The sequence below is a fragment of the Blastopirellula sp. SH421 genome (genome assembly GCF_057808535.1).
This window is the reverse complement of sequence record NZ_CM173712.1, coordinates 4,514,193-4,529,157: the sequence shown is the minus strand read 5'-3', so window position 1 is coordinate 4,529,157 and position 14,965 is coordinate 4,514,193. Positions and strand designations below refer to the sequence as shown.

Here is a 14,965-nt window from a genome sequence, read left to right as displayed (position 1 = left end):
TAAAGTCATGCAATCGAACGACTTGGGAAAGAACGTCCCAAGCAAACCAGCGATTTTCCTCTAGAAGGGCCAAAAATGGAATGCCCCCGCCGGAAAGGAGATCCGCCGAGGGCATTGGAGGGTGATGACTGCAGTGTGGTTCGCGCGGCTATATCGACTATTCAGCCGCTAGATCAACGCAGACCAGCTCTTTGTCATTCCTCAGGTAAGCCGATTGGTTGGCGTAGGCGGGATGGCTCCAGACTACATCGCGGCCGAACGCGTTATTAGTGGGTTCCAGAATGTGGGCGCGGTTGATTTCGGTATAACCTTCAGGCGTTAGGTCAGCAAAAATCAGGTCGCCAGTTTCGCTGGCCAGGATATAGCGATTGCCTTCTTTCCCTAGCTTTACCAGAAAGGCGGTCGCATGCTTGGGGCGTCGCTCAGGCGAAGTCGGCTGTTGAGTTTCCCAGAGACGTTCGCCATCTTCGACGGTAGCAGCCATCAGTGCGCCGCTGATTCCGTCGACGCCGTAGATCGTCTTTTCGGTCATGATCGGCGGAGCATTGGCGGTCGCGATCGAAGATTTGCCCGATCCGCGCCACAGGACTTCGGCGCCGGGTTCTGCGGTTAGCTTTAGCATCACGCTGGTGTCAGAGTAACCGCCGGCGAACAACTTGTCGCCGACCAACCGCGGCGGCGAAATCGACATCGCGTACGACGGTTCGAGCGGAACCGTCCAATAAACTTCGCCTGTCGCCGGGTTTAGGCTATTGAGGGACAATGGATGCCAGATCAGCAGTTGCTTTTTGCCACCAAATTCGATCATGGTCGGTGGGCAATAGCCTTGCGATGTGGAAGAGAGTGCACGCCAAACTTCTTTGCCACTATTTTTATCGAATGCGACAGCGATTGAACCTTCGCCCCCCACTAGGCAATAGAGAAGATCACCGTCCACCAGCGGTGCGGCCGAATAGCCCCAGAACGGTGCGTCGCACTTGTACTCGGTACGTAGATCTTTTTTCCAGACGACCGAACCATCTTCGGCGTCCAAGCAGATCAAGTCACCTTCGGCGCCGAGGGTATAAACTTTGTTGCCGTCGACAGTGGGCGTTGCTCGGGGGCCGGCGCCATAGCTGATGCTGTAATTGCGGGGATATTCATATTTCCAAACTTCTTTGCCGTTGGCGGCGTCCAAGCAGAGGACACGCTCGACGCCGGACAACACGTCAGGTCCCCCCGCATTGTTGGTGATGTCGCCTGACTTCTTGATGTAGTCAGTCAGATAGACTCGGCCATTAGAGACTGCTGGTCCAGAGTAGCCATAGCTGACCGGCGCGCGCCATTTGATTTTGGCGCCAGAGCTCGGAAATTGTTGAGCGACGCCGCTTTCACGCCAAATGCTGTCGCGCTGGGGACCGAGCCATTGCGGCCAATCGGCAGCCGAAGTGGGGGCGACGGCCAAGGCCAGCAGCAATAACGAAGCGGACCGAATCATGAGCAAGTTCCTGCGTCTGGAGGGGGGAAATAGGAAAGCGTGTCAGCGGCGCCTGCGAGCGCGTTTCTGTTTAAGATGTCGCCGACGGGCAAAACGTCACACGAAGTTTGAGCAGGAATTGGAGCAGCTATGACCTGATACGCAATGATTATCAGGCGAATTATGTTTTTCCGTTGATTGTCAGCCGCTGATACGCTCGTTGCGAATCAGCGCTATTGCCCGTAAAATAAGAGGTTTTGACGCGCAGCGTTCCCCCTTACTTCTGATCAGAGGATGCCCGCCTAATGCGATATTTGCCTGTCTGGCTCGCCGTTCTGTTGCTGGTATTTACTACCGGATGCCCTACGTCTGAGCCGCAGACCCCTGCCAAGGTGGAGCCTGAGCAGGTCGAGCCGGATGACGCCGCAGCGGTTGCAGCCCTCGAAGAATTGGGTGGCCGGCTGACCAAGGATGATCGGGGAGTGGTCACCGTCGCCGATCTGTCGGTCTCTTCGTTCAGCGATGAGCAGCTGGAACCGCTCTCGAAATTGAAGCATGTCAAAATCTTGAAGGTCTACGGCGCCGACGTCACCGACAAGACGATCGACAATCTCTTGCAGATGAAAGACCTGCGCGACTTTAGCGCCGCGAACACCGCGATCACGGACGCTGGAATCGAAAAGCTAGTAGCGCTCAATGAGCTCTCTGGATTGCAGCTGCGCCGGACCAATATCAGCAACAAGTCGCTGGAATACATGCTGGCGTTGCCCAAACTGCGTTATCTTGACCTGCGTTATGACGACGTCAACGACGCTGGCATGGAAACCGTCGCCAAGATGCCCAACATGGAAGTCTTGCGTTTGGAAGGGGCGATCGTCGGCGATGACGGCTTGGCTCACCTGACGGGGCTGTCGAAGCTGAAGTTTTTGAATGTTCGCGGCACCAATGTTACCGACGCTGGTTTCAAATCAATTGCGAATCTGACCAATCTAGAGACTCTAGAGACCAACGGCACCGCGCTGACGACGGAAGGAATGGAGCATCTGGCCCCGCTAACCAAAATGAAAAGTTTGGAACTGATGCGAGCCCAGATCAAGGACGATGGTTTTGTCCACTTGAAGGATATGAAGCAGTTAAACCATCTGATGCTACGCCAGACGCGCGTTGCTGGGCCGGGGATAGAACACCTGGTCGGGATCGATACGCTCAAATCGCTGGATGTTAGCGAAACGCCGTTTGGCGACGAAGGATTGGTGCACGTGGGCAAGCTCAAAAATCTTGAGTCATTAAATCTTTGGTTCACCAAAGTAAGTCCCGAGGGATTGCCGCACATCAAAGACCTGACAAACATGAAGACGCTGATCCTGGACTATCAAGGGATCACCGACGATTCGCTGGAAAATTTGGTCGGCATGCAAAAGCTGCAAACGCTTTCGCTGAAAGATAATGACATGGTCACCAACGAGGCGATCAAGTATCTGAAGCAACTCAAAGGGCTCAAGAAGATCTCGATCACCTTCACGCAGATCGACAGCAGCGGCGTCGCCGAACTGAAAAAAGCGATCCCCGGTCTAGAAGTCGAACTGTAATCCTAAAGTCGGCCGTGCCTGCCCTACGATTTACATGCGATGAAACAAACAGAGCGAGCTTTCCTAAATGGAAAGACTCGCTCTGTTTTTAGGCGTACGGCGAATTGTCGTGAATTAAAGGATCGAAACGCCGGCCGGGAAGGGGCACGGCGCTGTATCGAGAAATCGACCGCCGTTGTCGTACCAGCCTTGTTTGGTGTAGCGGCACCAGGTGAGGTCCATTAAAAAACTGGCCGTATAACCCCCCTGCGTTTCGATGGTTACGATAACGCGGCGATGCGGAATCGGCTGCTGGTGATAGAAATCCATTCCCCGCTCGGTCAGTGTCTTACCGACGACAACGACGGTTTGTTCTACCAACGGTTGCCCAGCGCGATCCACCGGCGTGATGTAAAGCAAATTGGGAAAGGGATAGCGCTGATCGCGCCGACGATCGGCATAGGCGAGTCTTGCCCCTTTGCCCGCAGCGCCGATGAGTGATCGGACCTGGACGCGCACTTCATTCTCGTGCTCATTCAAATTGACCTTGAGCGGCGCCGCTGTGAACGCATTGGTAGACAAATCGGAAGTCGATAGGTCCATTGTTGTTTTGAATCTCCACAATGCTTGCGAACCACCGCACAACCTGCCCATTCGTTTGTGTAGCGACTCGCCTTGGATGACATATCAGCAGATCGTCCACGCCCGACAAGCCCAGTTGGATGGCCCGCGAGCGCGCAGCGGAAGGGAGTTGGCTGGGAGAAATTAGAGGAAGAGTCGAAGTAGGAAGACGAGTAACAATCCTCGGCACGCAGTGTGATCGGCGTCGGATTGTCGAAATCGCCGCGTAAGGCGGCGGTTGTTTGCTATTTGCGATCGGCGATAGGTAAAGCCTACAGGTCAATGAATAGGTCGGAACTAGCCGGTAAGCAAATAACGAATGCTGATATTTTTACGTTGCCTCAGGTGATCGTAACAATCGTTGCAATCGGGCCGATGCGCGCCAATCGTCGTGGAATTCGATCTCGGCAGTCGCCAACACGCGCTCGGCTTCGTCGGTGCTGCCCGTTTTGACCAGCGACTTGAGCCAGGCTTCATAGACTTCATAGCGAAGTTGTTGTTGGTTCTGCGGATCATCCAGCACTGCAACTTCCAAAGCGCTCGAAAACTCTCCCTGCTCAAGAGTCGAGCGAACTCGCAAGATCCGAATATGGCGGCGATTCGCCAAGAGCGGGCCGTAGGAAGGCGCTGCGAGCGCCACTTCCTCCAGCAGGCGTTCGGCTTGATCGTACTTCGCTTGTTGCGCCAGTTCGACGGCCCAATTGTTTTTGGCGGCGAGCAAGTTTTGCTCGGCGGCGGCGTCGCTCTTGTCGAGGGCCAGCGTTTGATTCAATAGGTCAATCGCCGCCGCAAACTGGCGCTGCTCCAATTGGTCAACAGCGCGATTGTAGTACAGCTTGGCGATCAGTGCTTGACGCGACAACGGACCCGCGGCTGGGCCGGCTTCGATGCCAGGCGCACCGCGGCGCATCGCCTCGGATAACTCGAACCACTCTGGGCAGGTTGACTCAATGTCGATCGGCTGGGCGGCGGCGATGCGGCACCAGACGTGCCCTTCGATTTGCAGCGGCAAGACTGGCAAATCTAGCGAATCGGCAAGAGCGACATACAAAATGGTGCCGCTGACGCAGTTGTAGTCGCCGCCGGCGAGGGCGCTAGAAATGGCGGACGATTTGGCGTCAAAGCGTCCGGTGAGAACTTCGCGATGGAGCGCGTGAAAGAGCCAAATAGCGCGATCTTCTAACAGCAGTTCGGTCCAGTCGTGCGGACGCTGTTGCTTGATCTCGGCACGCAGCATTTCAAACCGAGCGACCACTTCTGCAGAGTTCGCTGGACTGGCATCGGGATCTGCTTCGGCCGCTGCTGCGATCAGCGCGCGCCCCATGTCCAGGGCCGGCGGAGCAGGGCGAAACGCGGCGCTAGCAATCGAACCACAGACGATCAGCAGCAGGAGTGAAAATATGCGCATCACGAATGCCAGGCAGGGGAGGGAAGGGAGCGTCCTACCCAACTATGCGATGCAAAATCACCACGCGCGGCCGCTGGTGTCCTCTTTTCGCAACCTTTTCGCTTACGCAATCCGGGCGAGCCGCATGTCCGCTACAAACCGCAGACTTGCAAGTGCTACGGCAGCGTGTGTCCCATTTTGTCGCGTTTGGTCGCGAGATACTTCTCGTTGTACTCGTTGACCGGCGACACCATCGGCACCTGATCGACCACTTCTAGGTCAAATCCGCCGTAGATGAACGCGTCGGTCTTCTTCGGGTTGTTGGTCAGCAGGCGAATCTGGCGCAGACCGATATCCTTCAGAATTTGAATTCCGATGCCGTAGTCACGCATGTCAGCTTTGAAACCAAGCGCATGATTCGCTTCGACCGTGTCGAGCCCGTGGTCTTGCAGGCCATAAGCGCGAATCTTTTGCGTTAGCCCGATCCCACGGCCTTCTTGCGGCAGATAAACGAGTGCTCCATGTCCCTCTTTGCTGATCGTTTCTAGCGCCAGCTGCAGTTGGTCGCCGCAATCACAGCGGAGCGAACTGATCAGGTCGCCCGTGAAACAGCTCGAGTGGAGCCGAACCAGAGGCTTGTCATGTTTTTCAGGCTCACCGAAGATCAACACAACCGGTTCTTGCGACTCGTAGGCGACCGAGTAGACAATGATTTGGAACTTGCCATATTTGGTTGGCAATTCGGCTTCGGCCGCCCGCGTGACCAGTTTTTCGTTGACTCTGCGGTGAGCGATCAGTTGTTCAATCGAAATGATTTCTAACTTGAACCTCTCGGCCAGCACAAGCAACTGATCTCGATTGGCTCGATCGCCTGATTCATCCAGGATTTCGCACAATACGCCGGCTGGGCGGAGTCCGGCCATGCGAGCCAGATCGACCGAGGCTTCGGTATGTCCGGCGCGGCGCAACACGCCCCCTTCTTTGGCGAGCAGGGGATAGACATGTCCAGGCCGCACAAAATCGTCGACCGTCGTCAGTGGATCGGCCAGCGCCAGGATTGTATCGGAGCGTTCTTTGGCGGTGATGCCGGTTTTGCTGGTGCGATGATCGACCGGGGTATTAAATGAGGTTTGCAGCGGTGCGTTGTTTGTCTCGACGATCGGGTGTAGATCGAGCCGTTGACAAACATCCGGCAAAATGGGGGCGCACAGCATTCCACGGCCATGTGTGATCATAAAATTGACCGCTTCCGGCGTGATTTTCTCGGCCGCGCAGACAAAATCTCCCTCATTTTCGCGGTCTTCCGCATCCACGACGATCACAATTTCGCCTCGGCTGATCGCGTCGACCGCCGATTGAACCGATGAAAAACGATGGGACACGCTAGTTACCTGAATGTTGAAATCGTCAAAGAGTCTCGGGCTACGGCAATTGCTGCGCCTCGATAATATGCGATGCCTGCGGCGCAACACCGTTACGTCAACGCTTGCCTGCGGTTAATAATAACGGCAGGCGAACGTCACCTGTGCATTATAGGCGAATCGCTGGAACAGGGAGTCAGGCAGTATGAATCGATGGCAGATGGCTGCGATTTTGGTGGGGATGAGCCTAATTTTTGGCAAAATCGCCCATGCTCAGCAGCCCGTTAAGATTATCACCGATGTCGTTTACGCTTCCCCTGGGGGGGAGGATTTAAAAGTTGATCTTTATCTGCCTACCGGTGACGGTCCGTATCCCGGCGTTTTGATGGTTCACGGTGGAGCATGGTTGGCTGGCGATCGCAGCCGGATGGCGATTCATGCGTTGCAGTTAGCCCGCAGCGGCTACTGCGTCGCTTCAATCGGCTATCGGCTGGCGCCGGCTCACAAGTTTCCAGCACAGTTACAAGATTGCCGCTCTGCGCTTGCATGGCTCCGTGCTCACTCCGCAGAATATCACATCGACCCCCAGCAGATTGTCGGCTACGGCTACTCGGCCGGCGCCCATCTGGTTTGTTTAACCGCCCTTACCGCGACAGATCCGGCACAAGGGCTAAGTGCGGTTGTCGCCGGGGGAACGCCGTGTGATTTTACGCTGGAACCGCTTGCCAGCGCCCGCCTGGCTTATTTTTTGGGGGGGACCCGTGCGGCGCTGCCGGATGTCTATCGTTCGGCGTCGCCGGCTCAGTTTATCTCGTCGAAGGCGCCGCCGATGTTCTTTTTTCATGGGACCGCCGATAGCCTCGTTCCCTTGGCGGACGTCAAAGCCATGTGCATCGCTCTGGATCAAGCCGGTTGCGACGCGCGGTTGTGCGAATTGGACCATGCGACCCACATCGGTTCGTTCATGAGTCCCCAGGCTCGACAAGAAGCAGTAAAATTTCTGAATGAAGTGCTGCAGACGACTGTGGCCGCTGACCCATAACGTATTTGCGCGGCCGACCGATCTATGACGCAAACTCCGCTGCTGCCGAGCGAAGAGTACATCGAACAAGCTTTTTTCTTCCAATCGATGCGCGAAAAGATCGAGCAGAACGCACCATTGCAAGAGATATTGCAGGGGGTGCGAGAAGAAGTCTTAGCGACCACCAAGTTGCCGATGGCGATCGATTTTCTGCTGGCCGAACTGCGACATTTGGGGCTGTTTCACGCGGGAATGCAGCGACTATCGCACTATTTCGCTCCGTTTCAAACGTTCCTGATCGCTGCTGCCGAAGATGAGCGGGGCCGCTTCGACTTTCGGATTGCGCTGGAGATCTTGAAACTAGAGGCCGAGTTTCGAGCGGCCGAAGCGACGCCGGCAGCGATGTTTGTCTATCAGTTTGAAGTCCTCTGTCGACATCGTTTAAAGTACGATCCCGGGCTCGAAGCGATGGCCGGGGATCCGATTTTTGACGAAAACTGGCGCAACTTTCTGCAAGCACTGCGGCGGCGAATCGGATTGATCGATCTGGCCGATCTGATTTATGTGCGGAGCGACTACTACATCGAGCAGCAGTCGCGCCGCCGTAAAGCCGATATGCCGGACGAGCCCCCGATCTTTGGTTCGCGTGAAGGCCGGATCGCCCTAGCAAACCGGAAGAAAGATCCCTTATTGCTGTTCTCGGCGCTCCAGCGGCAGCTTAAATACCCGTCGGTGCCGAAGCCGAAAAAGCAGGTCGAATCCGCGGATCTTGTCCACAGTCTTGCGCAGCGGATGAATGCAGTCGAACAACGTCTGAAATTGCTCGAAGAAGATCAAAAGGGTGGGTTCGATTTGAGCAAGTTCTATGGCCATCCAGACGATAAAAATAAACCACGCGGCCGCGGATTGGATGATTAATTTGTGTTAACATGGGATTAGATGGGGGTATTCTGCTATTACGAGGCAGCGTCCCGCGTGTTAAACTGCTCGCCAGAAGTGAGGATTCATCCCTTTTTCTTCGACTAACGAGTGATTGGATATTGCCTTGAGGACAGAGCTCTATCCTGGCAGGGGATCGCGTCATGCCAAGCGGCTTTGACAGGGCGAATCACTATGGTCAAGTTTCTGCGATCGGTCGCCACCGGTTCGGTGACGCAACGTCATCCCGACGTATTTCCGATGCTTCCGATCGACCCATTGCAGTTGCTGCTGGGGTTGGTGCGAGATGAAGCACATGGTTCGCTGCTACCACACAATTGCAACGTCGCGACCACGATCAAAAAAATGGCGATCGGGGACGATCGACAGTTACTTGGGGTCGACTTCAACGGTCAGGCAGTGGGAAGGACCACCGCCGTCCAAAAAGTTGCATGAGGAGAGCAATGGTTAAGCAGATCGAGTGAACTTTCGCGCGACTGCGTTGCTCCTATCTTTTGCTTCTGAATGCAAAGCGCGGAATAATTTGTGAAGAGGACAACCCACAGGCATAGCGGCAAGGCGAACCATGTCCACGGAATTTGAAAGCGAAACGGACCAGGCCAAAGCAGTTCTAAAAATCGCAGAAGCGACAGTCCGCTTTTGCGGAGATTCTGGCGACGGGATGCAGCTTGCCGGAACTCAGTTGACCAACACTTCGGCGCTGGCTGGCAACGACGTGGCGACCTTCCCTGACTTTCCGGCGGAGATCCGTGCTCCGCGCGGTACGTTGGCTGGGGTCTCTGGGTTTCAGGTTCATTTTGCTTCGACTGATATTTACACTCCTGGCGAAACGGTCGACGCGCTGGTCGCGATGAATCCCGCTGCACTCAAAACCAACATTTCCGATCTCAAGCCAGGCGGCGTATTGATCGCCAACTCCGACGCGTTTGACAAAAAGTCGTTGGATCAGGCAGGCTACAAAGAGAATCCGCTCGACGACGACTCGCTCGAATCGTTTCAGCTGTTTCAGGTTCCGATGACCGACATAACGCGCCGCGCTGTCGACGGATTGGATCTGAGCCAAAAAGAAGCCGATCGTTGCCGCAATTTTTTTGCAATGGGACTCGCGTTTTGGTTGTATGGAAGATCGCTAGAACCGACGCGGCGGTTTATTAACGCCAAGTTCAAAAAACTGCCAAACATCGCCGAAGCGAACCATCGGGCGCTCGCCGCCGGTCGCAACTACGGCGAAACAACCGACGCTTTTGTCAGCTCGTTTTCGGTTGAGAAAGCAAAGTTGCCCGCCGGCACGTATCGCAATATGACCGGCAATCAGGCGTTGGCCTGGGGTTTGATGACGGCGGCCAAGTTGAGCGGTAAAGACTTGTTTCTCGGCTCTTATCCAATCACGCCGGCCAGTGATATTTTGCACGAGCTGAGCCGCTACAAAAACTTTGGGGTCCGCACCTTTCAGGCCGAAGATGAGATTGCCGCGATTTGCTCGGCGATCGGCGCCGCCTACTCGGGTCACATGGCTCTCACCACATCCAGCGGACCAGGCATCGCGCTCAAAGGTGAAGCGATGGGGCTGGCGGTGATGCTAGAGTTGCCGCTGCTAGTCGTCGATGTCCAGCGCGGCGGTCCCAGCACTGGACTGCCAACCAAGACAGAACAAGCCGACTTGTTGCAGGTAATGTACGGCCGCAACGGCGAATGCCCCATGCCGATTATCTCGGCTCGCAGTCCGGCTGATTGTTTTGACGTCGCGATCGAAGCCTGGCGCATCGCCGCGCGATTCATGACGCCGGTAATGATCCTCAGCGATGGCTATTTGGCGAACGGTTCTGAACCATGGCGCATTGTCAACTTCTCGGATTTGCAACCGATCCCCATCACGCATCCCACCGCGCCGACCAATGGTGAGCCGTTCATGGCCTATGGTCGTGACGAGCTACTCGCTCGACCTTGGGCGATCCCCGGCACGCCTGGCCTGATGCATCGTGTCGGCGGGTTAGAAAAAGCGGATGGAACCGGCAACGTCAGCTACGATCCACTGAATCACCAACACATGATTAACACCCGAGCGCAAAAGGTGGCCAACGTCGCCCAAGTGATCGGCGATCAAGAGGTGATGGGAGAAACGACCGGCGACTTGCTGGTCCTCAGCTGGGGCGGACCCTACGGATCGTGTCGCACGGCCGTCACGCGACTGCAAGCCCAAGGACACAAGGTGAGCCATGCTCATCTCCGCTGGCTCAATCCGTTTCCGGCCAACCTGGGTGAGATCCTGCGGGGGTTCAAGAAGGTGCTGATTCCAGAACTAAACATGGGGCAACTCTCGTTACTGATTCGCAACCAGTTTTTGATAGAGACCATCGGCCTGAACAAAGTCCAAGGGAAACCATTCCAGGTTGCCGAGATCATCGACAAAGCAGAATCGCTGTTGCCGTAAGCAGGCTTGGTTTCGTGGAAAGCGCTCCCTCACAATACATCGCAGAGAACAGACAAGGAATTAATAGCATGGCTTCCGTCGAACTACCGGTGCTCAAGCCTGGCGATTTCGGCAGCGATCAGGATGTTCGCTGGTGCCCTGGTTGCGGCGACTATTCGATCCTCGCCCAAATGAAAAAAGTGATGGCCACGCTGGGTTGGCCGCGCGAAAAGACGGTTTTCGTTTCCGGCATCGGTTGCAGCAGTCGTTTTCCGTACTATATGAATACGTACGGCATGCACAGCATCCATGGGCGTGCGCCAGCATTTGCGACCGGCATCAAGAGCTGCCGTCCGGATCTCAACGTGTTTGTGATCACAGGCGACGGTGATGCACTAAGCATCGGCGGCAACCACTTTATGCATGTGCTGCGCCGTAACGTCAATTTGAATATTATCTTGTTCAATAACCGGATTTACGGGCTAACCAAAGGGCAATACTCGCCGACGTCGGAACTTGGAAAGATCACCAAAAGTACCCCGATGGGGGCAATCGACAACCCGATGAATCCGCTTTCGCTGGCGATTGGCTGCGAAGCGACCTTCGTCGCGCGTTCGATTGACGTCCACATCAAGCATTTGGCCGATACGCTTAAGAGAGCGGCCGAACATCCCGGCGTCTCGTTTGTTGAGGTCTACCAAAATTGCAATGTGTTCAATGACGGCGCCTACAAATACGCGACCGATAAGACGGTGAAAGCCGATAATATTATTGAAATTGAGCACGGCAAGCCGTTGATTTTCGGTAAAAATAGAGACAAAGGAATTCGCCTGAACGGGATGCATCCCGAAGTGGTCGAACTCGGCAAAGGGATCACCGAGGATGACCTCTTGTTTCATGATGAGATGGCGCAGCAGCCGACGCTCGCTTATCTGCTGAGCCGGATGCGATATCCAGATTTCCCAGAGCCGATCGGCGTGTTGCGCTGTGTCGATGCTCCCCGATATGATGAACTTTTAAACGCTCAGGTGGCTCAAGCACGCGCCGATAAAGGAGAAGGGGACTTGGATAAGCTCTTTCGCTCTGGCGATACCTGGACGGTAGAATAGATAATGCGGAATCGAATAAGATTTGTCAGTCTCGCGGCGCAACTACCCCTGAAGGGGAGGGTGAGTTTGCAGCCTGCGGAAATTCACTCTCTACGGAGTCGGCTTTGAAAACCAGCGGCGAAACTTCATCTCGGCGTGATACGATCGCAAAATTGGCGATGAAAACGCCGCTGACATCCTCCCCGGACGCCTCGCTCGGGGATGTATTGTCGGTCTTATCAACCAATGTTCTGGGTGCGGTCGTCATCACCGACGACGATCACCGCCCTATCGGCATCTTCAGCGAGCGGGACGCACTGCTCAAGTTAGGTCCCGACTATCGCGATCATCTTAAGACGCCGATTTCGCAATTCATGACGCTCAATCCGCAAACCATCAACAAGGACACGTCGATTACCTATGCCGTGCACCAGATGGATGTGGGGCACTATCGTCACTTGCCGGTGATCGACGACGACGGCCGTGTCAAAGCGGTGGTCTCGATTCGCGACTTGTTGCGGTATTTGGCCAATCGGCTAGCAGAAGTAGAAGCGCAGGACTAATTCTCGCTTAAAGACGAGGCGTATCAACCGCTCGCCGAGATGTGGAATCATCCGGCCCACAGAGGGTTGAGCGATTTACCGCTCGGCAAGCGGAAAGCTGTCGCAGAGATGTTTTGAGATGCTTCCGAGCGAGTCGATAATTGGATAAGCGACATCCTGCCAACGGCTTATTTCGCGTCTGCTAGAGTTTGCTCAAGATCAGTTTTTAGGGATCGCATGTAGGCGCGCCACTCAGCGTCGAGGGCCTGTTTGTCTTTGCCAAAGACGCGGTCAAACACCTTTTGCAATTCCGCAGGCTTGGCATGGCTTGCCTTGGGAAGCTTGCCTAGTTCACGATAGTAAACGACCAGCTTTTCAAAATGCTTTTCCATTAAGAAGTGGGTAAACGCCCAGGCTTGGCCATAGGCGTGCAGGGTCGAGTAATTATTGGCCGCACGCGTAAAGATCTGATCGGAAGCGATAAAGTCGATGTTGGAGATGCTCCGCAGCGGAGCAAGTTCTCGGTACCAGCCCAGGCGTTCTGCGTTCACGGCGCCGATGCCGCTCCAGGCCGCTTGCTTAGGAGATTCAAAGTAGGTGGCCAGCCCTTCCGCGACCCAGATCGGTATCGGCGAATCGGCCGGCATCAGACCGGTGTTTCCCGCCAATTGATGCGTCGCTTCGTGGCTGACGACTTCGATGTCGAGATTCTCTCGCTTCACGTCAATCAACAGGCTCAGCGTATCGGCAAAGCGGATCACATCGGCCATCCCAGGGATCTTGCGGCGGACGATCTCGTTGCGCTGGGCCTGAATGGTCCTGTTCAGCAGATTGAGCGCTTCAAACGATTCGTCGGTTCCTTGGTCGTAGAAGACGGCTATATTGTCGACGCGATCGTAGAACCCTGCCGCTGACGCTAGTTCGGGACCGATGATATTGACAAACTGCAGGTACTCTTTGTGCTCGGCGAAGAGCAACACCATCAGCAGCTTGTCGGGCACGTCTAGTTCGACTCCTTCTAGGCAAAACTTCATCATGAAGCTTTCATAGACCGTTTCTAGCAACTCTAGACGCTCTTCGGCTCGCGTCATTTCGGTTCGTTCGTCTTTTTTGTTGGAAGTATCATGCAGCAAGAGAAAATGCTTACTTCGCACAAATTTCATGTCTGCCCGGTCGCGAGTGAAATCCCGCATCTGCTTTTCTTGGGCCGGATCGATCGGAACCGGCTTGTCGATCGCCAGCTTTTGTTCGACCAGTCGCTTTACGCGGTAGTCCGTGGGATCAATTTCCCAGGCCGCTTTGCAGGCTTGGTAAAAAAGGTCCAGCTTGCCGATCCGAAGCGCACTGCGGGCCGCATCGAGACAGCCATCCAGATCGCCTGCTGCTTTGGCCGTATTTAACTTGTTCGTGGTCAACGACTGAACGGTGCGGACCTTGTAGATCTTTACGTCCGCGGCATTCATGTACAGATTGCCGAATGTCTGATGCCGAAACGTGACATTCGCCCCGGGATTGACGGTCGCGCGGCCTTGCAGAATAAAGACCAACGTTGTGCCGGGAACGTGATACAGCACAAGGTCTGCAACGGCTTGCGATCCGCAAACCAATCCTAGAATCAGTCCCAAAAGGCTTCGTAAAATCATCACGACCTGACGTAGTAAAAAGTGCGGCGGGTGGTGTGGCCTCACCCGGATTATGCCCGGGAATTCCGATCAGAGCAAAACAGTTTTGGGAGATTCATGAAATTGCAACCGACCGGCGCCTCTACAATCCAACGACGACATTGACGCATCTTTGAACGCGGGGGCCGGATATGCCAGCGGCGCCGATCCTCCCAGCAACGCGGCTTGTAGCGACTCGCTAGCTGAATAGCATCCTTTTGCTTGTCGCGCTCCGATAAACAGAAAAGGAAACCGGGATTTCTCGCATCGGCGGTCGGTATGAAGGAGTAACACCTATGTGGCGGTCGTTTTTCTTAGCAGTTGGAATCACGCTGATCATTGTCGGCGTCGAATGCTTGGTGGTGGATACCGCCAGCATGATTAGCGAAGGGGGCTCACGTAGCGTTACTCCGCCGCCTTGGGCTCCCTGGAGCATGATTTCGACCGGCGCAGTGGTCATCCTCTATTCGTTCTCGATACCGAAGCGGATGAACACGTAATCGTGTGTGGCTGCCGAGCAAGGCTCGGCGTTGGCGCAGCAAAACGGCTTCGACCATCAATATTATCTTGCGGGCATCGCAAGACCGGACTCTGAGCAAGCGGCGAAGTCCTGGCGTGAAAGTACTTTGCCACTCCATGTTAGTGGGGGGCTAGAATCGCGGAATCAAAGAGTTAGGCGCCAAAAGGGTCAGGTCTCTTCTCCACCGTGGAGAAGAGACCTGACCCTTTTGATGCGCCTGCTGCCAATTTGGCACGAATGGGCGATTACCAGAGGATCAGCGGCCAGTCGCCGAAACTTCAAAATCTATAACTGCTTTGCAGTAGGCAAGTTAGCCAAGTTCTCGACACTTTGGCACGGCGGTTGCTTTAGTGTATGCGTCGCTTTGACTGGTCTGCCATTCTAGACGTTG

13 protein-coding genes are annotated in these 14,965 nt (G+C 55.1%); 8 read left to right on the top strand and 5 right to left on the bottom strand.

The window, feature by feature from the left end; all coding sequences use genetic code 11:
• Window positions 1–157 precede the first annotated feature (157 nt).
• Window positions 158–1,477 carry a PQQ-binding-like beta-propeller repeat protein gene (locus SH421x_RS18405; RefSeq protein ID WP_488851226.1) on the bottom strand — a complete coding sequence of 440 codons (1,320 nt, stop codon included), beginning with the start codon at window positions 1,475–1,477 and terminating at the stop codon, window positions 158–160.
• 284 nt (window positions 1,478–1,761) lie between these two features.
• On the opposite strand from SH421x_RS18405, the gene SH421x_RS18400 reads away from it, so the two are divergent.
• Window positions 1,762–3,045 (top strand): leucine-rich repeat domain-containing protein, encoded by a 1,284-nt coding sequence (locus SH421x_RS18400; RefSeq protein ID WP_488851224.1) that lies wholly within the window; start codon window positions 1,762–1,764, stop codon window positions 3,043–3,045.
• 114 nt (window positions 3,046–3,159) lie between these two features.
• Here the strand turns inward: SH421x_RS18400 and SH421x_RS18395 are convergent, their stop codons facing one another.
• From SH421x_RS18395 to ribA, 3 genes are all read right to left on the bottom strand, one after another.
• Complete coding sequence (locus SH421x_RS18395; protein WP_488851222.1) at window positions 3,160–3,627, bottom strand: hypothetical protein; 468 nt, start codon at window positions 3,625–3,627, stop codon at window positions 3,160–3,162.
• Between the two features lie 349 nt (window positions 3,628–3,976).
• The gene (locus SH421x_RS18390) at window positions 3,977–5,053 is read right to left on the bottom strand and encodes a hypothetical protein (protein WP_488851220.1); all 1,077 of its coding nucleotides are present in this window, start codon (window positions 5,051–5,053) and stop codon (window positions 3,977–3,979) included.
• 155 nt (window positions 5,054–5,208) lie between these two features.
• On the bottom strand, window positions 5,209–6,414 hold the full coding sequence (ribA, locus tag SH421x_RS18385; protein WP_488851218.1) for a GTP cyclohydrolase II: 1,206 nt from the start codon (window positions 6,412–6,414) through the stop codon (window positions 5,209–5,211).
• 184 nt (window positions 6,415–6,598) lie between these two features.
• Here ribA and SH421x_RS18380 point away from each other — a divergent pair, with 184 nt between their 5' ends.
• From SH421x_RS18380 to SH421x_RS18355, 6 genes are all read left to right on the top strand, one after another.
• Window positions 6,599–7,435, top strand: coding sequence for an alpha/beta fold hydrolase (locus SH421x_RS18380; protein ID WP_488851216.1), 837 nt, complete (start codon window positions 6,599–6,601; stop codon window positions 7,433–7,435).
• A 24-nt stretch (window positions 7,436–7,459) separates the two neighbouring features.
• Window positions 7,460–8,332 (top strand): hypothetical protein, encoded by an 873-nt coding sequence (locus SH421x_RS18375; RefSeq protein WP_488851214.1) that lies wholly within the window; start codon window positions 7,460–7,462, stop codon window positions 8,330–8,332.
• A 195-nt stretch (window positions 8,333–8,527) separates the two neighbouring features.
• Complete coding sequence (locus SH421x_RS18370; protein ID WP_488851212.1) at window positions 8,528–8,788, top strand: hypothetical protein; 261 nt, start codon at window positions 8,528–8,530, stop codon at window positions 8,786–8,788.
• 130 nt (window positions 8,789–8,918) lie between these two features.
• Window positions 8,919–10,784, top strand: coding sequence for a 2-oxoacid:acceptor oxidoreductase subunit alpha (locus SH421x_RS18365; RefSeq protein ID WP_488851210.1), 1,866 nt, complete (start codon window positions 8,919–8,921; stop codon window positions 10,782–10,784).
• A gap of 68 nt (window positions 10,785–10,852) precedes the next feature.
• Window positions 10,853–11,872: a 2-oxoacid:ferredoxin oxidoreductase subunit beta gene (locus SH421x_RS18360; RefSeq protein ID WP_488851208.1), complete on the top strand. Its 1,020-nt coding sequence runs from the start codon at window positions 10,853–10,855 to the stop codon at window positions 11,870–11,872.
• A gap of 104 nt (window positions 11,873–11,976) precedes the next feature.
• Entirely contained in the window at window positions 11,977–12,414 is a 438-nt protein-coding gene (locus tag SH421x_RS18355; protein WP_488851206.1) for a CBS domain-containing protein, read from the top strand.
• A gap of 167 nt (window positions 12,415–12,581) precedes the next feature.
• Here SH421x_RS18355 and SH421x_RS18350 read toward each other — a convergent pair whose 3' ends face one another.
• Window positions 12,582–14,018, bottom strand: a complete 1,437-nt coding sequence (locus SH421x_RS18350; RefSeq protein WP_488851204.1) for a DUF1570 domain-containing protein — start codon at window positions 14,016–14,018, stop codon at window positions 12,582–12,584.
• Between the two features lie 332 nt (window positions 14,019–14,350).
• Here SH421x_RS18350 and SH421x_RS18345 point away from each other — a divergent pair, with 332 nt between their 5' ends.
• Window positions 14,351–14,554 carry a hypothetical protein gene (locus tag SH421x_RS18345; RefSeq protein ID WP_488851202.1) on the top strand — a complete coding sequence of 68 codons (204 nt, stop codon included), beginning with the start codon at window positions 14,351–14,353 and terminating at the stop codon, window positions 14,552–14,554.
• Window positions 14,555–14,965: the final 411 nt, after the last annotated feature.